Here is a 20,976-nt window from a genome sequence, read left to right as displayed (position 1 = left end):
TCTTGCGGGGCTTTTTTTAATCCATTTTTTACTTCACGCAAATCACGTTAAGCAACGAGGTGCCCGTTAGCTGATTTGGCTCTCGGTCAGCAAACAAGCCCTTTTTATCTTTACCCCAGTAAGGTAACTGCAAAGGCCACTTGTTCTTCTCCATCACGCCAGAATCGCGCAATGTTTTAAACTCTGACGCAGTTGCTAAGTGCATTCCTAGCTGTTGGCAAACTTTCATTGAGCTTGAGTAGCTAAGACGATTCCATGGTTTTCCATGTTCCATGTAGAACTGGTTGTTGTTCTCGATTAAATAAGGCACCACAAATGTCTTGCCCTTCAGTACCGTTTTCAAACGCACTTCAACGTTGTCATTCTTGATAGTTGGTTGAGCTGGCTTGGTCATTTTAGCTGGCTCAACGGCAACTGGTTCTAGCGACTTTGGCTTTGGCGCAACTTTCGCAGGCGCATCTTTTGTCTTAAATGCATCCGTATTAGCACGAGTAGCAGCTGGTACGACAGGTGTTACAGGTTTTGCCACCGGCTTGGTCATTGGCTTAGTCTGTTTCGCAGGGACTGTGTCACCTTTACCAACCACACGAATAAATGCTTCTTTATAGGTCGACAAGGTTTTGACTCGTTGCAAGTCCTGAGATGCTTTAGCAAATTCCGTATAAGGACCAATGAGGCAACGATAGCCTTTTTGTTCTGGCTTCATCCAAACATCGGTGGTGATTTTGCCGTAAATCGGCTTTGCTTTGGCTAAAGACATCGGTTTTGGCAATAGACCACACTGGATCCAGAAGAAATCATTGCCTCCTTGCGGCACTTTCTTTCCCCATAGCCCTTTACCGATCGGACAAGATTGCTCAAGCACAGGCAATTCTTTATTACTGGCCTGAGAGGCTTGGCAAAGAAATTCACTCGCCAAAACCGGAGTCGAAAATTGAGCGCACGCCACCAGCAGCCCAAGGCTCAAGCCAGATTGGACGATACGGGAGGAATGTAGTGCCTTTTTCATTTCCATAGCTTCACTCTAAACAGTAGGTGATGAAATTATCGCGACAGAGCGTCAATAAAACATGCATAAAAAGTGATAAGCAAAAAAAGAGCCGGAATTGCATCCGGCTCTCAGTTTAGAAAGAAATTTATTAAATAGGCAAATAATACGTCAATTTTATCGCGTCATTAACCCTTGTAGATTTTCGGGTTGAACACGTCACGTAACCAGTCACCCAGTAGGTTAATCACCAGTACCAATGTCACTAGCACGATTCCAGGGAAGGCGGTAATCCACCACGCACCAGAGAAGATGTAGTTAAAACCAATACTGATTAGTGCCCCCAATGATGGCTGGTCTACTGGCAAACCTAGACCAAGGAATGACAATGCCGCTTCTGACATGATTGCGTTTGCTACCTGTACCGTCGAGATAACCAAGATTGGTGATAGGCAGTTCGGAAGAATATGACGGAACATGATTCGCGGGGCTTTAAAGCCCATCACTCGTGCCGCTTCTACGTATTCTTTCTTCTTCTCAGCCAGTACTGAAGCACGAATGGTACGTGCATATTGCGGCCACTCCGCCACACCAATAATCACGACAAGCATGACTACCGCGTATTGGCTGTAAAAATCACTGCCAAAGCTGGCTTTAAAGATAGCTGACACGATGATCGCAACCATCATGGTCGAGAACGACAACTGAACGTCAGCAAAACGCATCAAGAAACTATCAATACGACCACCAAAGTAACCTGCTGACAAACCAATGATGATACCCAGCATAAGCTGAAGACCAACCGCGAGGAAGCCGATCGTCAAAGATAAACGAGAGCCGTAAAGAATGGTCGACAAAATATCACGACCTTGCTCATCAGTGCCCAATACGAAACGCTCATCGCCATCTTCCATCCAAGATGGAGGTAGCTCTGAGTCCATGATGTCGATGGACGTCAAATCGTATGGGTCAGTTGGAGCTAGAATCGGTGCTGCTACAGCCAAGACTAAAAACATCATGAAGACGGTAAAACTTGCCATCGCAACTTTGTCGCGCTTGAAGTAATACAAGAAGTCCGACTCTTTGAAACGCTGCCAGGCTGACGGTGCGGCAACAGGAGCTGGTGTTACATTTGATTGGCTCATGATTAAGCTCCTTTTCCAGTTAGGTTCACAGTTGGGTTGATGATGCCGTACAGCAAGTCAACGATGGTATTAGTTACCACGAAGATCAGACCAACAAAGATAACGTAGGCAGTGATCAACGGTGTATCTACACGGTTGATTGCCTCTAGGAAAAGAAAGCCAGTACCCGGCCATTGGAACACGGTTTCTGTCAGAATGGTGTATGCCACCATGGTACCAATTTGCACACCACCGACCGTCAATACAGGTAGCATGGTGTTTTTAAGTGCATGTTGGTAATAAATCTTTTGTAAGTTCAAGCCTTTCGCTTTGGCGAACTTAATGTACTCAGAGCTCAGTACTTCCAGCATTTCTGAACGCACCAAACGGATGAACAACGGCAGCATGATAGATGCGAGTGCAATACACGGCAGGATCAGGTGCTTAATACCATCGATGGTAAAGAAGCCAGACTCCCATCCGAGTATATTAGACGTTTCACCCCGTCCAAAGGAAGGTAGCCAACCGAGTTCTATGGAGAAGACGTACATCAACATGATTGCGGTTAAGAACACCGGAATCGAGATGCCGACACTACTCATCGCCATAACGAATTTTGTAAAAATACTCTTCGGATGTATCGCTGAATACACCCCAAGCGGTATAGAGAAAACAATGATAATGAGCGTCGCACCAAACACGAGCTCTAATGTAGCCACCAGTTTATCGAGGATGACCTCAACTGCAGGTCGCTTGAAGAAGTAAGACGTACCTAAATCACCTTGTAGCGCATTGCTCACAAAGCGAGTGTACTTTGTGATAAAGGGATCGTTCAGGCCCAGTTCGTCACGCAGCGCTTGACGCTCCGCTTCTGAAACCGACTGACCTACAAGCTCACGTAGCGGGTCACCCAGGTTATCCTGAATGGCAAACGCCACCAAACTGATCACAAACATCACTATCAGTGCCTGAAACAGGCGCTTGACCAGAAACGAAAACATTCCTTGCCCCTTAACTATCCATAGATCTCTATTCAGAGAGAAAATTCAGTCTAAAAACAACTCAGTCCGACTGAAACAAAACTGAGCCGAGTACGTAGAGTTGAGGAGGGACATCCGTCCCTCCTCAACATCGACTAACCGTGATTATTCAACCACTAGGTCACCGAAGTAAGGCATTACCATTGGGTTAACGATGTCTGCAGCTTTCACGTTAGACTTCGCGCCCCAGGCTTCACTTTGCCAGTGTAGCGGTACGAATGCAGCGTCGTTGTACAACGTTGCTTCAACACCTTTCAGCATTTCTGCACGTTTAGCTGGATCCGTTTCTACGTTTGCCGCTTCAACCACTTTGTCCATTTCTGGGTTAGAGTAATGACCACAGTTGTACTGACCACGACCTGTCTCTTCGTTACGTGTCATGGTTAGGAACTCGTTGAAGTTTGCTGAATCTTCTGTATCTGAGTGCCAACCGATCATCAACATGTCTGCCGCACACTTGTCGAACTCAGGCCAGTATTGCGCTTTAGGCATAGTCTTCAGGTCAACCTTGATGCCGATCTTAGACAGCATTGCCGCCGCCGCTTGTGCCACTTTCGCATCGTTCACATAGCGGTTGTTTGGTGCAATCATCGTTAGCGTAAAGCCATTCTCGTAACCCGCTTCTTTCATCAGCTGTTTTGCTTTCTTAAGATCGTAGCGAGGAACCAGCTTGTCATCATGACCAACGTAGCCTGCCGGGCTTTGCTGACCTGCAGCTGTTGCGAAGCCTTTCATGATTTTTTTCACGATGCCTTCGTTATTGATTGCGTGAACAATCGCTTGGCGCACGCGAACGTCTTTCAGTGCTTCGTTGTTGCTTTGGTTCATTTGGAACGTGATGATACGCGTACCAGGTAGTGTTACTAGATCGATACCTTTTGCGTCTTTCACACGTTTGTGATCGTTTGGCGCTACTGGGTGGATCATATCAACACCGCCAGAAAGCAGTGCTGCAACACGAGTCGCGTCTTCTTTGATCGGAAGTAGCGTCAGTTTGTCTACGTTACCTTTCGACTCTTTATCCCAGTAATCTTTGAAACGTTCGAATTCTACTTTTACGCCCTGCTCACGAGCCGTCACGATAAACGGACCAGTACCAGAAACGTGTGTTGATGCAAATGAGTTACCATGCTTCACTAGCTCAGACTTGTCTTTACCATCTTCGGTTTTACCCGTGTAGAACTTGCTGTCCATTGGGAAGATGTACGTTGCTGTTTGTAGCACTAGCGGGTAAGGCCCTTTAGTCACTAGATCAACCGTGTAATCATCCACTTTCACGATTTTTTCGTACGGGTCAAAGATAGCTTTGAAGTCTGGAGAGCTTTGTAGACGTTCGAAAGTCCACACAACGTCATCCGCTGTCATGTCGTTGCCTGAGTGGAACTTAACGCCTTGGCGAAGTTTGAAACGAACCGTCGTATCATTGATACGCTCCCAGCTTTCCGCTAGGCGAGGTTCAAAGTCCATGTCCTGTGTGAAACGAACTAGAGGGTCAAATACCATGTGTGACATTTGCAGCGTACCACCTGATAGCTGCTCGTGCGGGTCTAGAGATACTGGGTCAGCTGCATAGCCAACTTTGATATCTGCTGCCAATGCGTTAAAGCTTAGACCTGCTGCCATTAGCGCCACTGCTAACTTGCTTTTCATGGTTTTCATTTGCATAACTCCTTCATGCGGGAATTCGAATCCCTTGTTGTGTTTGCGTCTTTGTTATGACTAAGGTTTGTTGACCTTGATGGTCAGCCAAGCGAAAAACTTGGTTTATGCCGTTTTGATTTCTTCTCTCAAACCTGTGAATTCAGGCATCAGAGAAATCAGTTTCTTACTGTATTCATGCTGAGGAGCAGTAAACAATTGCTCTGTCGGAGCCACTTCCAGTAGCGTCCCCATCTGCATCACACCTACTCGGTCACACATCTGACGAATAACCGGTAAGTCGTGACTAATAAACAGCATGGTGAGATTCAGTTCACTTTGCAGATCTTTCAGCAAGTTTAGAATTTGTGCCTGTACCGATACATCCAACGCAGATGTTGGTTCATCACAAATCAGTAATCGAGGGCGGGTCGCCAGCGCACGCGCAATTGAGATACGCTGACGCTGACCACCGGAGAATTCATGAGGGTATTTCACACCTGCCATTTTGCCTAAACCTACGTGATCAAGTAGGTCATTCACAATCTGGCGCGTTTCCGCTTCATTTTTCGTTAGCTTATGGAAACGAATTGGCTCCGCGATGATGTCAAAAATCTTCATTCGCGGGTTCATTGAGGTATATGGGTTTTGGAAAACCATCTGCATCTGACGACGCAATGGGCGGCGTGCTTTTTCCGATTTAAGCGCCGTCAGGTCAATGCCTTCAAAGCTTACTTGACCTGAGTTTGGTTCATACAAACCAGCAATCACACGTGCGATGGTCGATTTACCTGAACCAGATTCACCCACCAAACCAAACGTCTCACCTTCATGCACTTCAAAGCTAACATTGTTTGATGCTTGCACGTATTCACGGCGGCTTTCAAACAATGAATCTTTGGTAACAAAACGCAGGTTAACGTTCTTCACATCCAATAAAGGACCTGTGTACTCACGTTGGTCTTGGCTTTGACCCAACCAGTGATTCTTAATGTCTAGCTCTTGTAACTCTGTCGCTTCTTCGATGTAGCTCACCAATGGGAAACGATCGAGCTTTACATCAGAACGCGGAACGGCAGAAATCAAGCTGCGCGTATATGGGTGATCAGGGTCGCCCAATACCTTAGCTGTAGGACCAAACTCCACCAAATCGCCACGGTACATAACCGCCACACGGTCAGTCACGTTTGAAACCACGCCCATGTCGTGCGTAACCAACATACAACCTACGTTGTTCTTGATACACAGTTCGCGGATAAGGTTTAGGATTTGGTCTTGAATAGATACATCGAGCGCTGTCGTTGGCTCATCGGCAATGATAAGGTCTGGCTCACCAGCCAAAGCGATAGCAATAACCACACGCTGACGCATACCGCCAGAAAATTGATGCGGATACTGCTTAAGACGGTTTTCAGGTTGAGGAATGCCAACCTGCTGCATTAGAGAAAGCGCACGTTGATACGCCTCTTCATCCGACACCTTCATGTTGGCGTGAATGGTCTCTTTCAATTGCTGCTCAACCGTAAATAGAGGGTTAAGTGAGGTCATTGGATCTTGGAAGATAAAGCCAATCTTAGAGCCGCGAACCTTACGCATCGCTTCCGGTGTTAAACCAGAAATTTTCTCCCCATCAAGGTACACGTCGCCACTAGCAACACGTCCCGGAGGACTAAGCAAATCAATAACGGCGTTACCAACGGTGGATTTACCCGCACCTGATTCGCCAACAACACCCACAATTTCGCCACGATCGATATGAAAAGAAAGCGATTTCACGGCCGCATGGACACCGTGACGGGATGGATATTCAATACGAAGGTTTTTCACCTCTAATAGTGACATTTCAGACCTCTACTGCCTTGTCTGTGGTATCGAATCGCGCAATAAAAGCGCCATTCATCACCTGAATGAATCCGTTCAAATTCAGAATAATACTCTGAAATCTTAATGCGGAGACAATTTGGCAAAAATTACACAAAAAAGCAACAATTAAAGTATATTCCGCCGAAAAAACATTATTTACACGCACAATGAGCGAATAGAAATGCATTAACAAGTATTTAACCATTTTCATAACACCCCATTTTTGTGCGATACGCACCAATAAAAACAGAAAAATGCTCTAAAATTACGCATAAAGTCACTATTGATAGTATCCCTATTATTCACGCGTCATTATTAACATTAACCAAACAATATTCCGTTCTTATTGGGATATTTCGACATAAAATGTTACTAACAAAATAGTCTGCATACATAAAAAGCCAAAATTCACTCTAGTAAACAGAGGCGAAAACGTGAGCAGTTCAGCAAAACAAATGAAATCTGTCACCTACCCCAAGTTATGCGTCTGTTATGCGATTTTGTGATTAAGCTAATTTTCTATGGATTTAAAACACTCTCCGAACTGGGAGCTTTGGTGGGGGAAAAGAGAAGTTCAGCCATCAGTTTTACGCTTTCCACTGTCATTTTGAGTGAGATCAGCGATAATCAAGCTCCAACATCGAGTAGTGAATGAAGGAGCCCCTGTGCTTAAAGCGATATTTTTTGATATGGACGAAACGTTATGCGGCACATCTCAAGCCGATAAAGTGGCAGGACAAGAATTTGCTGCTTGGATTGCTCAAAATTACCCGCAAGTCGCCGATTCAACTGCTTTTGTTCAGCGCTACTTGCAAGGCGTATACAAAAAGCTCAATAACGAATTTCCTCAACTTATTGCTCTACTGCCAGATGAAAATGCCTTCCGCTGCGGTTTAATTCAGACCATCTTGGCAGAGCAAAGTATAGAGATTGATACAGAAAAGGCTCAACAGGCGCAGAGCTATTTTGACTCGGCTCGCATGGGGGCTTTTGACTTCTTCCCAGGCGTAAAAGAGATGCTGACCGAGCTACGTCAACACTACAAATTAGTGGTGATCACTAACGGTCCAATCTTCTCACAGCACCCAAAACTCAAAGCAACACAAATGAGCGAATGGGTTGATCACATTATCGTCGGTGGGGAAGAGCCAGAAGAGAAGCCAGCAGCCAGCATTTTCCGCAAAGCACTCAACCTTGTGGATGCAAAGCCAGAAGAGGTGATTCATATTGGCGACTCTCTACCAGCAGACATTGCGGGTGCCAACAATATGGGTATTCTGAGCGTGTGGGTAAACGCAGCAGGTACGGAAAATCCAACCGATATCAAACCCAACTATCAAGTGCGAGAGACGGTTGAGCTGAATGAAATCCTAAAAACGCTCGCTCGGTAAAGCGCTTAATTCAAGAAACACAAAACCCCAGCCAACGTGCTGGGGTTTCTTTTATCAGCTCGAATCGCATTTAGATCATAGGTGGTCAAAAGCTTCCAAAGCTGTACATATTCGCTGGTATTGAAATGGAATGCAGATTTTTTAGGGTGAGAAATACAAAAAAGCCCCAGTCTTTCGACTGAGGCTTTAAATATTGGTCGATGAAGAGCCATATTCTAACTTCAGGCGAACCCCATATGGGTTCAAATCCATTGAAATATTGCCGACTCATCTAGTCCAAGCGAGAGCATAAGCTCTAAAACGACGAAAGCCTGCTAAAAAGCAGGCTTTCTAATAGTGGTCGGTGAAGAGGGATTCGAACCCCCGACCCTCTGGTCCCAAACCAGATGCGCTACCAAGCTGCGCTATTCACCGAACTGTATTTTCTGATTCTCTCAAATCAGGCAGGATACTTCAACTAAGAAGTCACCTAAATTAATGGGGTGGCTAACGAGATTCGAACTCGCGACCACCGGAATCACAATCCAGGGCTCTACCAACTGAGCTATAGCCACCATCAATTTTACTGTTTACCGCTCTATTATAGCCATAAACTAAATAGTGGTCGGTGAAGAGGGATTCGAACCCCCGACCCTCTGGTCCCAAACCAGATGCGCTACCAAGCTGCGCTATTCACCGACGAATTTTGTTTCGACTCTTGGGATATTTGAATCAAAACTGGAAACTTCACTAATTTAATGAGTTACCGAAATAATGGGGTGGCTAACGAGATTCGAACTCGCGACCACCGGAATCACAATCCAGGGCTCTACCAACTGAGCTATAGCCACCACTATTGTTCGTGCCTTTAATTTGTATTCCGGAATGGCACGCCCGAAAGGATTCGAACCTTCGACCTTTGGCTCCGGAGGCCAACGCTCTATCCAACTGAGCTACGGGCGCATGCCCCATCGGCGGAGAGGAATAATACGGATATCACACTATGCCGTCTAGTACTTTTTTTACTTTTTTTCTCGTTTGGTCTCTTTTTCGACAGTTATCTGCCTTTAAAGTGAATTTTTGATGTGATTCACGCCCTGTCATGGATAACTTGTTGTTTATTGCAACAAGTTATCGGGATATAATCACCCATTATTTACATTGATTTAACAGCTGCAACTTGGTTGTTCAATCACTCTAGACTGTTAGATAAGGTTTTTTGCTCACTATAGAAGCAATCACCTAAAACTTTATCCAACAGCTCTAAATACTCTAACTATATAAATAGGTAAGTCACTTACCTCGGAATGTGAAGTGGGTTTAATGGATATGTCTCGACGAATGATTAGCGTTTTGTTCGCTGCCTTAACTTTCTCTACGGCAGCTTTAGCTTCTGACATCAGCCAAACTGAATACGATGCGATCGCAGAACGCATCAAACCTGTCGGTGATGTTTACCTTGCAGGTGCGGAACCAGTAAAAGCAGAACCAACTGGTCCACGTGATGGCGCGGCAGTTTACGGTACCTTCTGTATTGCTTGTCACTCATCAGGCGTGAACGGTGCACCAAAAACTGGTGATGCTGGCGATTGGGCACCTCGTATTGCACAAGGCAAAGACGTACTGACCAACCACGCAATCCAAGGCTTCAACGCGATGCCAGCTAAAGGTACGTGTATGGACTGTTCTGATGACGAAATCATCGCAGCCATCGACCACATGATTGAAGGTCTATAATCAAGACATCAATGAAAAAGGCTTGCCGCGTGGCAAGCCTTTTTATTTTTGACAAATTAGAACCGTCCGTGACTACTTTTTAAACATTGCACGGATATTGGCAATATGTGCCTGACCTTTCGCCATACGCTCTTCCGCTGATACTGGTTTTTTGTTTGCTTCCCATTCAACGTCATCAAATGGCAGCTCATCGAGAAAACGGCTTTGGGTCGGCTTGATCAATTCACCAAACTGTCGGCGCTCTTTACACATGGTAAAAGTCAGCTCGCGCTGTGCACGCGTAATACCTACGTACATCAATCGACGCTCTTCTTCGACGTTGTCTTCATCAATACTGGTTTGGTGTGGCAAAATACCCTCTTCCGAACCAATCAAGTAAACAAATGGGAACTCGAGGCCTTTCGACGCATGTAGTGTCATCAATTGCACCGCATCACTGTCTTCATCTTCCTCACCACGTTCCATCATGTCGCGCAGAGTAAGACGCTGAACCACCTCTTTTAACGTCTTTTCTTCTTGGTCGTAGTTATCACCTTCTAAGTCAGCAACAATCCACGAGTAAAGATCAGAAACGTTCTTCATGCGCATTTCCGCCGCTTTCGGGCTTGCTGACGTTTCATACAGCCAGTCTTCATAATGAATATCACGTACAAGTGAACGTACCGCTTCAACGGTATCACCACGCTCTGCTTGATCGGCAATCGCAACTAACCACTGTGTAAAACGACGCAGGTTTTCCAAACCTCGGCCTGTAAGGTGCTGCTCCAATCCCATTTCAAAGCTGACTTCAAACAGACTTTTACCACGCATGTTGGCATAGCTGCCTAACTTCTCTAGTGTGACCGGACCGATTTCACGACGCGGTGTATTCACGATACGTAGGAACGCGTTGTCATCATCTGGGTTCACCAACACGCGCAGGTAAGCCATGATGTCTTTAATCTCGGCACGAGCAAAGAACGATGTGCCGCCAGATAGCTTGTATGGCACGCGGTTTTGCATCAGTGATTTTTCAATCAAACGCGATTGGTGATTACCTCGATATAGAATCGCATAATCTTTATATTCGGTGCGGTTTAGGAACTTGTGCGCAATCAACTCACCCGTTACGCGCTCCGCTTCGTGCTCTTCGTTCTTCGCCAGCAACACTTTGAGTTTTTCACCGTCAGGAATTTCCGAGAACAGCGATTTCTCATACACGTGCGGGTTATTCGCAATCAAGATGTTAGCTGCGCGCAGAATGCGACTCGTCGAACGGTAGTTTTGCTCCAACTTGATCAAACGCAGGTTAGGATAGTCTTCACCAAGTAACACAAGGTTTTGCGGCTTAGCACCACGCCATGAATAAATAGACTGGTCATCGTCACCTACTACGGTCAAACGACCGCGCTCACCAACGATTAACTTCACCAAATCGTATTGGCTAGTGTTGGTGTCTTGATACTCATCCACCAATAAGTAACGAATGCGGTTTTGCCAACGCTGACGTACTTCTTGGTTATTGCGTAACAGTTGTACCGGTAAAGAAATCAAATCGTCAAAATCAAGCGCGTTGTATGCTTTCATCTGCTTTTGGTACATCTCAAAGCAGAATGCAAAGAGCTGTTGTTGCTCACCTTGAGCCAACGCTTTGGCTTGCTCCGGCGTCAGCATGTCGTTCTTCCAGTTGGAAATACAACTTAGCAACTGACGCAGCAGATCTTTGTCGCCATCTAGCTGCTTTTCTGTCAGCTCTTTAAGCAGCGCTAGCTGATCTTGATCATCAAATAAAGAAAAGCCCGCTTTCAAACCAAGGTGCTTGTACTCGCGCTTGATGATGTTTAGCCCCAAGGTATGGAACGTCGAGACCATCAAGCCTTTCGATTCAGCTTTGCCTAATGTCTGCCCTACACGCTCTTTCATCTCACGTGCAGCTTTGTTGGTAAAGGTCACCGCAGCAATATTACGCGCCTTGTAGCCACACTGCTGAACCAAATAAGCAATTTTATTGGTAATTACACGAGTTTTACCCGAGCCAGCACCCGCAAGTACCAAGCATGGGCCTGATACGTACTTAACGGCTTCGTCTTGTCTTGGGTTCAGCTTCATAAAAATTCTCTGCGGGTGGAAATAGTGGCGCCTATGATAAAGGGGTGAGTGTGTGAAAGCTACGGTCATTTTCACGTAATTTTTACACAGAGAGTTGCAACATTTTGTTGCATAAGCGACCACTCTTTACGCTATAATGAATGAACGTTCATTCATTGGGTGGTGGGGTTATGACCAATAACACTACTGGAGATAAATACGAGCAAATCATTGCAGCTGCCGAACGCTTAATCGCTGAGTCGGGCTTTCATGGTCTTTCCATGCAAAAGCTCGCAACTGAAGCAGGTGTCGCAGCGGGCACGATTTACCGATATTTCTCAGATAAAGAACATCTTTTGGAAGAGGTTCGCCTTACTGTTACCAAACGTATTGCGGACGCCGTTCAAGCGGATGTTCATGACGATATGCCTCTGAAAGAGCGTTACCGCACCATGTGGCTCAATATTTGGCACCTTGCTGGTTCAAATTTAGACACCTTAAGCAACCGTGTCCAATATGAATCACTACCTTGTACAAATCGTAAAGGAACTCGGGAACTTGAAAGGCAAATGTTTGCCCAAGTAGATCGTCTTTTCGATCAAGGTAAGGCGGAAGGGGTATTCAAACTCCTAGATAACGAGATTCTTTCAGGGTTGAGTTTCGAAGCTAGTGTTGCGCTTGCTAGAAAACATGCTTTGGGATTTTATCAGTTGGATGAAGACGCGCTGGAAGCAGCCGTTGAAGCTAGCTGGGATGCAATTATTAAACACTAACTTGGAGTTCTTAATAGAATGAAAAAGTGGACTTTCTTTATGTTGCTTATCGCGATTCTCCTATTCGGGAGCGTGATAGGTTTCAATTTATTCAAGCAACAGAAAATTGCTGAATACATGGCGAATCGTCCGGAACCAGAATTCCCAGTAACCGTAACAGAAGTAAAAGCGGTTGATTGGGTTCCTGTTATCGAGGCAATCGGCTTCATTGAACCTAACCAAGGTGTCACTGTTGCGAACGAAACCAGCGGCGTGATCGATAAGATCTCTTTCGACTCTGGTACTCAAGTTGAAGAAGGCCAACCTTTGGTTCTTCTGGACTCTGAGGTAGAAAAAGCAAACCTTAAGAGCTCACAAGCAAAACTGCCAGCAGCTCAAGCTAAGTACAAACGCTACCAAGGTCTTTTCAAAAAAGGCTCTATCTCTAAAGAAGCGTACGACGAAGCTGAAGCAAACTACTTCTCACTTAAAGCGGACATCGAAAGCTTGAAAGCGACCATTGACCGCCGTGAAATCAAAGCGCCTTTTGCTGGCGTGGTTGGTATTCGTAATGTTTATCTTGGTCAGTACCTACAAGCAGGTACCGATATCGTTCGTCTTGAAGACACCAGCGTGATGCGTCTACGTTTCACTGTTCCTCAAACGGACATCTCTCGCATCATGCTAGACCAAGAAGTGGACATCTTTGTTGATGCTTACCCTGATAAGCCTTTCAAAGGTTCTATCTCAGCGATTGAACCAGCAGTTAACGTTCAAAGTGGTCTGATCCAAGTTCAAGCCGACATTCCTAACAGCGATGGCAAACTTCGCAGCGGTATGTTCGCGCGTGCAAACATCATTCTGCCTAAGCTAGAGAACCAAGTAACGCTGCCACAAACGGCTATCACGTTTACGCTTTACGGCGACAACGTCTACATCGTGACTGAAGAAGACGGTGAAAAACGCGTTAAACAGCACGTTGTGAAAGTGGGTGAGCGTACTAAAGACATCGCGCATATCCTAGAAGGCGTGAAACCAGGTGACGTCGTGGTTACATCGGGTCAAATCCGTCTAAGTAACCACGCGAAAGTGACTATCGTTGAAGATGCAGCACTGACACCACCTGCTGAAACACCAATGCTTTAATTGGAGGCATCATGCGCTTTACTGATGTTTTTATTAAACGTCCAGTTTTAGCGGTATCGATCAGCTTTTTGATTGCGTTGCTTGGTTTGCAAGCCGTATTCAAGATGCAAGTTCGTGAATACCCTGAAATGACAAACACGGTGGTTACTGTAACCACTAGTTATTACGGTGCGAGTGCCGACCTGATCCAAGGCTTTATTACCCAGCCTTTGGAGCAAGCGGTAGCGCAAGCCGATAATATCGACTATATGACTTCATCCTCGGTGCTTGGTACATCTACCATTACCGTAAACATGAAGTTGAACACCGACCCGAATGCGGCGCTGTCTGACATTCTGGCAAAAACCAACTCCGTTCGCTCACAGCTTCCAAAAGAAGCGGAAGACCCAACAGTAACGATGTCGACTGGCTCGACTACCGCGGTACTGTACATCGGTTTCACCAGTGACGAGTTGTCTTCTAGCCAGATCACCGACTATCTTGAGCGTGTAATCAACCCGCAGCTATTTACGGTAAATGGTGTATCGAAAGTTGACCTATACGGTGGTATGAAATACGCGCTACGCGTATGGCTAGATCCAGCGAAAATGGGCGCACTTAAGCTGACAGCAACCGACGTGATGACGGTACTAAACGCCAACAACTATCAGTCGGCAACCGGTCAGGCGACAGGTGAATTCGTACTTTACAACGGTAGCGCAGATACTCAAGTATCCAACGTTGCTGAACTCGAAGCGCTGGTTGTTAAAACTGGTGAAGGTGACGTCATTCGTCTTGGCGACATTGCGAAAGTGACCTTAGAGAAGAGCCACGACGTTTACCGCGCAAGTGCGAACGGTCAAGAGGCTGTAGTTGCAGCGATCAACGCGGCACCAAGTGCTAACCCAATCAACATCGCGGCAGATGTGCTGAAACTTTTACCTCAATTAGAGCGTAACTTGCCAAGCAACATCAAAATGAACGTGATGTACGACTCAACTATCGCCATCAACGAATCTATTCACGAAGTTGTGAAAACCATTCTTGAAGCGGCAGTTATCGTACTTGTGGTAATCACTCTATTCCTTGGTTCATTCCGTGCGGTAATCATCCCTATCGTTACTATCCCACTATCATTGATTGGTGTTGCGATGGTAATGCAGGCGATGGGCTTCTCGTGGAACTTGATGACACTTCTGGCAATGGTACTCGCCATCGGTCTGGTGGTGGATGACGCGATCGTGGTTCTTGAGAACGTCGACCGTCACATCAAAGAAGGGGAATCGCCGTTCCGTGCAGCTATCATTGGTACTCGTGAAATCGCTGTGCCAGTAATTGCAATGACACTGACACTAGGTGCGGTATACGCGCCGATCGCACTAATGGGCGGTATCACGGGCTCGCTATTTAAAGAGTTCGCATTAACCCTAGCTGGCGCGGTATTTGTGTCTGGTATCATCGCTCTGACTCTGTCGCCGATGATGTGTTCAAAAATGCTTAAGGCAAATGAAGAGCCAAGCAAGTTTGAGCAAAAAGTACATCACGTATTGGATGGCATGACCAACCGCTACGAGAAAATGCTGACCGCTGTTATGGCGCATCGCCCAGTGATCATTGCTTTCGCGATCATCGTGTTCGCAACGCTACCAGTTCTGTTTAAGTTTATTCCAAGTGAATTGGCTCCTTCAGAAGATAAAGGCGTAGTGGTACTAATGGGTACAGCACCTTCGAACGCGAACTTGGACTACATCGAACACACCATGAATGACGTGAACAAGATTCTGTCTGATCAGCCAGAAGTAGAATACGCTCAGGTGTTTAACGGTGTACCAAACTCAAACCAAGCGTTCGGTCTAGCAACTCTTAAACCTTGGAGTGAGCGTGAAGCGAGCCAAGCTGATATTACCAAACGTGTAGGTGAACTAGTCGCTCACGTACCAGGTATGTCAGTTACCGCATTCCAGATGCCAGAGCTTCCTGGTGCCGGTTCAGGTCTGCCAATTCAGTTCGTTATCACCACACCAAACAGCTTCGAGAGCTTGTTTACTATCGCAAGCGATATCCTAGCTGATGTGTCTACCAGTCCAATGTTCGTCTACTCGGATCTGGATCTAAATTACGATTCAGCAACGATGAAGATCAGCATCGACAAAGACAAAGCCGGTGCCTACGGTGTGACCATGCAAGACATCGGTGTAACGCTAAGTACTATGATGGCGGACGGTTACGTAAACCGTATCGACCTAAATGGTCGTTCATACGAGGTTATCCCTCAGGTTGAACGTAAATGGCGTCTAAACCCAGAGTCGATGAAGAACTACTACGTGCGTTCGGTTGACGGTAAAGCGGTACCACTAGGAAGCTTAATCACGATTGATGTTGTTGCAGAGCCTCGCTCACTGCCTCACTTCAACCAGCTAAACTCAGCAACGGTTGGTGCAGTACCTGCTCCAGGCGTAGCAATGGGTGATGCGATCAACTGGTTCGAAGACGTAGCACAAAACAAACTGCCATCAGGCTACAACCATGACTATATGGGTGAAGCTCGTCAGTTTGTAACGGAAGGTAGCGCACTATACGCAACATTCGGTTTAGCACTGGCGATCATCTTCCTAGTACTGGCGATTCAGTTTGAATCTATCCGCGATCCAATCGTAATCATGGTATCGGTGCCGCTAGCGGTATGTGGTGCATTGATTGCTCTGGCGTGGGGTACGGCATCGATGAACATCTACTCGCAGGTTGGTTTGATTACTCTAGTTGGTCTGATCACCAAGCACGGTATCCTGATCTGTGAAGTAGCGAAAGAAGAGCAGTTACACAACAAACTGTCTCGTATCGATGCGGTAATGGAAGCGGCGAAAGTTCGTCTACGTCCAATCCTGATGACAACAGCGGCGATGATTGCAGGTCTGATCCCACTGATGTACGCAACAGGCGCAGGTGCAGCTCAGCGTTTCAGTATCGGTATCGTAATCGTTGCCGGTCTAGCAATCGGTACACTGTTTACGCTATTCGTACTGCCTGTGATTTACAGCTACCTAGCTGAGAAACATAAGCCACTGCCAGTATTTGTTGAAGACAAAGACTTAGAAAAGCTAGCTCGAGTGGATGAAGCAAAAGCTGCTCATCGCGAATTAGCAGATAATAAGTAAGCGTAAAGCACTAAGAAAAAGGTCACTTCGGTGACCTTTTTTATTGCTGCTCTCTTTTTTACCATCTAAATGGCGACTTTCCCGTATCATTTACATAGAATGTGGGCAAATCAAAAGGAGTTTTAGCCACTATGTTTGACCCAAAGAAATTAGAGCAAATCGCTAAACAAATTCACGAATCAATGCCACAGCCAGTAAAAGAACTAGGCGCGGATGTTGATCAAAAAGTTCGCCAAGTAATCCAAGGTCAGCTAAACAAGCTAGACGTAGTTAGCCGCGAAGAATTCGACGTACAAACTCAAGTTCTGCTGCGTACTCGTCAAAAGCTGACAGAAATGGAAAAGAAATTAGCAGAGCTTGAAGAAAAGCTCGCTGATAAATAAGCGACAAGAAAATTATAAGGGTTGATGTGAGAACATCAGCCCTTTTTGTTTATTGGGATTCAGGATTCGAGATTCAGGATTCGCTTCTATTTTGCCTTCTTAAGGACAAAATTCACCTTTATAAAAACAAAAAAGGCTTGGTCAACGGCGACCAAGCCTTTTAATTAGATGTTGTGTTTTATGTTGTATTTATTGACCCCAGTCTGTCTGGAGTTCTTATCTGCTTTGCTTTAATGCAATTACGCAGATTGTATATTCGAAGCTAAGAGCTTTAGTCCCTTAAACGAATTGCGCTGAATTAAGGTTTTATTTCTAGGAGAAGGCGCGGAGTTTACGATAGTAAATGAGCACCTTCGACACCGAAATGGAACCTTAAGGCAAGTAATTAGCCGCCTACAGCGATGTTCTTCATATCAGTCATATACCCACGTAACTCTTCACCAATGTATTCCACTGGGTGGTTACGGATAGCATCATTTACAGCGATAAGAGTCGCGTTATCTACTTGGTTAGAAGTTTCACCTAGACCTTTACCAATTACGTCAGTATTTACTGCTGGCATAAACTTCTCACGTAGAAGCGGTGTTGCTACGTTAGCGAACAGGTAGTTACCGTATTCCGCAGTGTCTGAGATAACCACGTTCATTTCGTATAAACGCTTACGTGCGATAGTGTTCGCGATCAGCGGTAGCTCGTGTAGAGACTCGTAGTAAGCAGACTCATCGATAATGCCAGATGCTGTCATTGCTTCGAACGCTAGCTCAACACCAGCACGAACCATAGCAACCATCAGGATACCGTTGTCGAAGTACTCTTGCTCAGAGATTTCTACGTCAGTTTCTGGGTAGTTTTCGAAAGCAGTTTCACCCGTTTCTGCACGCCAGCCTAGTAGGTTTGCATCGTCGTTTGCCCAGTCAGCCATCATTGTGCTAGAGAAGTGACCTGTGATGATGTCATCCATGTGCTTGTTGTATAGCGGACGCATCAGCTCTTTTAGCTCTTCAGAAAGCTCAAATGCTTTTACTTTTGCTGGGTTTGATAGACGATCCATCATGTGAGTGATACCACCAAACTTCAGTGCTTCAGTGATGGTTTCCCAACCGTATTGAAGAAGCTTACCTGCGTAGCCTGGATCGATACCATCAGCAATCATCTTCTCGTAACATACGATAGAACCAGCCTGTAGCATGCCGCAAAGGATAGTTTGCTCACCCATTAGGTCAGATTTCACCTCAGCAACAAAAGAAGACTCTAGACAGCCGGCACGGTGACCACCTGTTGCTGCTGCCCAAGCTTTCGCGATATCCCAACCTTCACCTTTAGGGTCGTTCTCAGGGTGAACAGCGATAAGAGTCGGTACACCGAAGCCACGCTTGTATTCTTCACGAACTTCCGTACCCGGACATTTAGGCGCAACCATTACTACTGTTAGGTCTTTACGGATTTGCATGCCTTCTTCAACAACGTTGAAACCGTGTGAGTAGCCTAGTGCTGCACCTTCTTTCATCAACGGCATTACCGTCTCAACAACGTTTGTGTGTTGCTTATCTGGAGTAAGGTTTACGACTAGGTCAGCTTGTGGAATTAGCGTTTCGTAGCTACCCACTTCAAAGCCGTTGTCTTTTGCGTTTTTGAATGACTGGCGTTGCTCATCAATTGCCGCTTGGCGAAGTGCGTAAGCTACGTCTAGACCAGAATCGCGCATGTTTAGACCTTGGTTAAGACCTTGAGCACCACAACCTACGATGACCACTTTCTTACCTTTTAGGTAATCTGCTTCTGATGCGAATTCTTCGCGGTCCATAAAGCGACAACGACCAAGTTGGTCCAATTGCTCACGCAAGTTTAGGGTATTGAAATAGTTAGCCATCTGGGTGCTCCTTAACATTCTTCCATAGAGGTCGGCACTTGTGTTACCGAATGAGTTCATACTAAAACAGACATTCTGTTGCTGAAAGTGATATATTCACAATTACTTATTGCAATTAATGCAACATGGAAGTGAAGATTTAATGAACATCAAAAGCCTGCAGTTATTCATTCATCTATGTGATAGTAAGAGCTTCGCTAAGACAGCGGCGGCAATGCATATCAGCCCTTCTGCACTAAGCCGGCAGATCCAGAAATTGGAAGAAGAAACGCATCAACAGCTGTTCTTGCGTGATAACCGAAGTGTCGAATTAACGGTTCAAGGAAAGAAGCTATTACCTGTTGCACTAAAGATCTTAGGGGAATGGCAGCAATACCAAAGTTACGTCAAAGGAACGGAAGACGAGTTAAAAGGGGAGATACGTTTATTTTGCTCGGTAACGGCAAGTTATAGCCATCTCCCAGAGCTTATTTCCGAATTCCGCATTCAGCATCCATTTATTGAATTCAAACTCTCTACTGGCGACCCAGCGCAAGCCATCGATAAAATATTGGCAGATGAGGCTGATATCGCGATCTCTGCTAAGCCAGACCAACTGCCAGCTAAAGTCTCCTTTGAACCAATCAGTGAGATTCCCCTATCGGTGATAGCACCAGTTGGAGTCAGCAGCTTTGCAGAAGAACTGCAGAGAGAAAGTCCGGATTGGTCAACGATCCCTTTTATTGTCCCAGAAGCAGGCACAGCAAGAGAAAGAGCGAATGTTTGGTTCAAGCAAATGAAGATTAAACCAAATATCTACGCACAGGTGGCAGGACATGAAGCCATTGTCAGTATGGTGGCCTTGGGCTGCGGAGTCGGTATTGCACCGGATGTGGTAATCAACAACAGCCCTGTAAGAGAGAAGATAAATAGGCTTAAAGTTTTGCCTATCAAACCATTCGAGCTCGGTGTTTGCTGCATTAGAAGCCAGCTGGAAAACCCTTTGGTTAAAGCATTATGGGAAATAGCAGAAAGTAAATATATCTCACTGTAGGCATACATCATTCAAATAAGTATTCGAAGCCCGTTACACAAGTAACGGGCTTTTTAGTTACAGTTAATTTTGAACATAAAATCTAGATCAGCACTAAAGAGCGCAACGTCACTGTTCATATAACAAAGATAGTACTAGAAAAACGATGAGAGTAAGTAAGCACTTACGTTTGGAGAGTTTTAAGGCTTAGAAAATAGCCAATGATAGAAGAGAAATAAGACCTTTATCCCACAGAGTTCGCCATGCTGCAGGGACTGGGCTCTGAAGATATCAACCCAATCCAAAGGGTGTTTTTCTAAATAAGTGGCAAAACTACAGAGATGCCTAGCTGGATTTGCGCACTCGGCAGGAAAATTATTCTGCTCTAAAACGACAAAACCCAGTCCGAAGACTGGGTTTCTAAATAAGTGGCGGAGCGGACGGGACTCGAACCCGCGACCCCCGGCGTGACAGGCCGGTATTCTAACCAACTGAACTACCGCTCCGCACTGGTTAGACCTAAAGTCTAAGTTTTTGTCTTCACTTTTTCATAAAAAGTGAAAATAAAATACAAGCCTGGCGATGTCCTACTCTCACATGGGGAAGCCCCACACTACCATCGGCGCTAATTCGTTTCACTTCTGAGTTCGGAATGGAAGTCAGGTGGGTCCAAATCGCTATGGTCGCCAAGCAAATTCTTTAATTCGGAAAACTGATTTTAAGTTCTACTTACACATTCAATGTTCTTACATTGAGTCCATCAAAACCCCTTGGGTGTTGTATGGTTAAGCCTCACGGGCAATTAGTACAGGTTAGCTCAACGCCTCACAACGCTTACACACCCTGCCTATC

General features: G+C 45.7%; 14 protein-coding genes, 6 tRNA genes and 1 rRNA gene. 7 read left to right on the top strand and 14 right to left on the bottom strand.

Annotated elements, in window-relative coordinates; all coding sequences use genetic code 11:
• Positions 1-28: 28 nt before the first annotated feature.
• The 5 genes from NL647_RS14045 to NL647_RS14025 form a co-directional block, all read right to left on the bottom strand.
• Positions 29-1,015 (bottom strand): SPOR domain-containing protein, encoded by a 987-nt coding sequence (locus NL647_RS14045; protein WP_253650308.1) that lies wholly within the window; start codon positions 1,013-1,015, stop codon positions 29-31.
• 161 nt (positions 1,016-1,176) lie between these two features.
• Positions 1,177-2,133, bottom strand: a complete 957-nt coding sequence (locus NL647_RS14040) for an ABC transporter permease (RefSeq protein WP_009699069.1) — start codon at positions 2,131-2,133, stop codon at positions 1,177-1,179.
• A 2-nt stretch (positions 2,134-2,135) separates the two neighbouring features.
• A complete protein-coding gene (locus NL647_RS14035; protein WP_005446342.1) occupies positions 2,136-3,113 on the bottom strand; it encodes an ABC transporter permease in 978 nt (325 codons plus the stop codon).
• A gap of 144 nt (positions 3,114-3,257) precedes the next feature.
• A complete protein-coding gene (locus NL647_RS14030) occupies positions 3,258-4,811 on the bottom strand; it encodes an ABC transporter substrate-binding protein (RefSeq protein ID WP_005446344.1) in 1,554 nt (517 codons plus the stop codon).
• Positions 4,812-4,916: 105 nt separating this feature from the next.
• Positions 4,917-6,632 (bottom strand): ABC transporter ATP-binding protein, encoded by a 1,716-nt coding sequence (locus NL647_RS14025; RefSeq protein ID WP_005446346.1) that lies wholly within the window; start codon positions 6,630-6,632, stop codon positions 4,917-4,919.
• Positions 6,633-7,318: 686 nt separating this feature from the next.
• Between NL647_RS14025 and NL647_RS14020 the strand changes: the two genes are divergently transcribed.
• Positions 7,319-8,044: an HAD family hydrolase gene (locus NL647_RS14020; protein WP_050935273.1), complete on the top strand. Its 726-nt coding sequence runs from the start codon at positions 7,319-7,321 to the stop codon at positions 8,042-8,044.
• A 337-nt stretch (positions 8,045-8,381) separates the two neighbouring features.
• Here the strand turns inward: NL647_RS14020 and NL647_RS14015 are convergent.
• From NL647_RS14015 to NL647_RS13995, 5 genes are all read right to left on the bottom strand, one after another.
• Positions 8,382-8,458, bottom strand: a tRNA-Pro gene (locus NL647_RS14015).
• Between the two features lie 64 nt (positions 8,459-8,522).
• A tRNA-His gene (locus NL647_RS14010) sits at positions 8,523-8,598 on the bottom strand.
• A 47-nt stretch (positions 8,599-8,645) separates the two neighbouring features.
• A tRNA-Pro gene (locus NL647_RS14005) sits at positions 8,646-8,722 on the bottom strand.
• A gap of 76 nt (positions 8,723-8,798) precedes the next feature.
• Positions 8,799-8,874, bottom strand: a tRNA-His gene (locus tag NL647_RS14000).
• 35 nt (positions 8,875-8,909) lie between these two features.
• Positions 8,910-8,986, bottom strand: a tRNA-Arg gene (locus NL647_RS13995).
• A gap of 360 nt (positions 8,987-9,346) precedes the next feature.
• Between NL647_RS13995 and NL647_RS13990 the strand changes: the two genes are divergently transcribed.
• On the top strand, positions 9,347-9,760 hold the full coding sequence (locus NL647_RS13990; protein WP_005446350.1) for a cytochrome c5 family protein: 414 nt from the start codon (positions 9,347-9,349) through the stop codon (positions 9,758-9,760).
• 72 nt (positions 9,761-9,832) lie between these two features.
• On the opposite strand, the gene rep is transcribed toward NL647_RS13990, so the two are convergent.
• Entirely contained in the window at positions 9,833-11,848 is a 2,016-nt protein-coding gene (gene rep, locus NL647_RS13985) for a DNA helicase Rep (RefSeq protein ID WP_005446351.1), read from the bottom strand.
• Between the two features lie 170 nt (positions 11,849-12,018).
• Between rep and NL647_RS13980 the strand changes: the two genes are divergently transcribed.
• The 4 genes from NL647_RS13980 (at position 12,019) to NL647_RS13965 (ending at position 17,242) form a co-directional block, all read left to right on the top strand.
• Positions 12,019-12,600, top strand: a complete 582-nt coding sequence (locus NL647_RS13980) for a TetR/AcrR family transcriptional regulator (RefSeq protein ID WP_005446352.1) — start codon at positions 12,019-12,021, stop codon at positions 12,598-12,600.
• Positions 12,601-12,618: 18 nt separating this feature from the next.
• The gene (gene vmeC / locus NL647_RS13975; protein WP_005446353.1) at positions 12,619-13,725 is read left to right on the top strand and encodes a multidrug efflux RND transporter periplasmic adaptor subunit VmeC; all 1,107 of its coding nucleotides are present in this window, start codon (positions 12,619-12,621) and stop codon (positions 13,723-13,725) included.
• Between the two features lie 11 nt (positions 13,726-13,736).
• A complete protein-coding gene (gene vmeD, locus NL647_RS13970; RefSeq protein ID WP_253650307.1) occupies positions 13,737-16,859 on the top strand; it encodes a multidrug efflux RND transporter permease subunit VmeD in 3,123 nt (1,040 codons plus the stop codon).
• 131 nt (positions 16,860-16,990) lie between these two features.
• The gene (locus NL647_RS13965; protein ID WP_005427244.1) at positions 16,991-17,242 is read left to right on the top strand and encodes an accessory factor UbiK family protein; all 252 of its coding nucleotides are present in this window, start codon (positions 16,991-16,993) and stop codon (positions 17,240-17,242) included.
• 385 nt (positions 17,243-17,627) lie between these two features.
• On the opposite strand, the gene ilvC is transcribed toward NL647_RS13965, so the two are convergent.
• Complete coding sequence (gene ilvC / locus NL647_RS13960) at positions 17,628-19,112, bottom strand: ketol-acid reductoisomerase (RefSeq protein ID WP_005446356.1); 1,485 nt, start codon at positions 19,110-19,112, stop codon at positions 17,628-17,630.
• 142 nt (positions 19,113-19,254) lie between these two features.
• Here ilvC and ilvY point away from each other — a divergent pair, with 142 nt between their 5' ends.
• Positions 19,255-20,145 (top strand): HTH-type transcriptional activator IlvY, encoded by an 891-nt coding sequence (gene ilvY, locus NL647_RS13955; protein WP_253650306.1) that lies wholly within the window; start codon positions 19,255-19,257, stop codon positions 20,143-20,145.
• Between the two features lie 408 nt (positions 20,146-20,553).
• On the opposite strand, the gene NL647_RS13950 is transcribed toward ilvY, so the two are convergent.
• A tRNA-Asp gene (locus NL647_RS13950) sits at positions 20,554-20,630 on the bottom strand.
• A gap of 68 nt (positions 20,631-20,698) precedes the next feature.
• Positions 20,699-20,815 (bottom strand): 5S ribosomal RNA (gene rrf / locus NL647_RS13945).
• Positions 20,816-20,976 lie beyond the last annotated feature (161 nt).

The sequence above is a fragment of the Vibrio sp. Y29_XK_CS5 genome (assembly GCF_024181835.1).
Classification (GTDB): Bacteria; Pseudomonadota; Gammaproteobacteria; order Enterobacterales; family Vibrionaceae; genus Vibrio; species Vibrio harveyi.
The sequence above is the reverse complement of the archived record's forward strand: the minus strand, read 5'-3'. Positions and strand labels throughout refer to the sequence as shown.

What these genes read in the sequence shown, in the direction of transcription:
- NL647_RS13965 (WP_005427244.1), top strand. Translation starts at nt 16,991, where the DNA reads ATGTTTGACCCAAAGAAATTAGAGCAAATCGCTAAACAAATTCACGAA.
- ilvC (WP_005446356.1), bottom strand. Translation starts at nt 19,112, where the DNA reads ATGGCTAACTATTTCAATACCCTAAACTTGCGTGAGCAATTGGACCAA.
- ilvY (WP_253650306.1), top strand. Translation starts at nt 19,255, where the DNA reads ATGAACATCAAAAGCCTGCAGTTATTCATTCATCTATGTGATAGTAAG.
- vmeC (WP_005446353.1), top strand. Translation starts at nt 12,619, where the DNA reads ATGAAAAAGTGGACTTTCTTTATGTTGCTTATCGCGATTCTCCTATTC.
- rep (WP_005446351.1), bottom strand. Translation starts at nt 11,848, where the DNA reads ATGAAGCTGAACCCAAGACAAGACGAAGCCGTTAAGTACGTATCAGGC.
- NL647_RS13990 (WP_005446350.1), top strand. Translation starts at nt 9,347, where the DNA reads ATGGATATGTCTCGACGAATGATTAGCGTTTTGTTCGCTGCCTTAACT.
- NL647_RS14035 (WP_005446342.1), bottom strand. Translation starts at nt 3,113, where the DNA reads ATGTTTTCGTTTCTGGTCAAGCGCCTGTTTCAGGCACTGATAGTGATG.
- NL647_RS14045 (WP_253650308.1), bottom strand. Translation starts at nt 1,015, where the DNA reads ATGGAAATGAAAAAGGCACTACATTCCTCCCGTATCGTCCAATCTGGC.
- NL647_RS14040 (WP_009699069.1), bottom strand. Translation starts at nt 2,133, where the DNA reads ATGAGCCAATCAAATGTAACACCAGCTCCTGTTGCCGCACCGTCAGCC.
- NL647_RS14030 (WP_005446344.1), bottom strand. Translation starts at nt 4,811, where the DNA reads ATGAAAACCATGAAAAGCAAGTTAGCAGTGGCGCTAATGGCAGCAGGT.
- NL647_RS14025 (WP_005446346.1), bottom strand. Translation starts at nt 6,632, where the DNA reads ATGTCACTATTAGAGGTGAAAAACCTTCGTATTGAATATCCATCCCGT.
- NL647_RS13980 (WP_005446352.1), top strand. Translation starts at nt 12,019, where the DNA reads ATGACCAATAACACTACTGGAGATAAATACGAGCAAATCATTGCAGCT.
- vmeD (WP_253650307.1), top strand. Translation starts at nt 13,737, where the DNA reads ATGCGCTTTACTGATGTTTTTATTAAACGTCCAGTTTTAGCGGTATCG.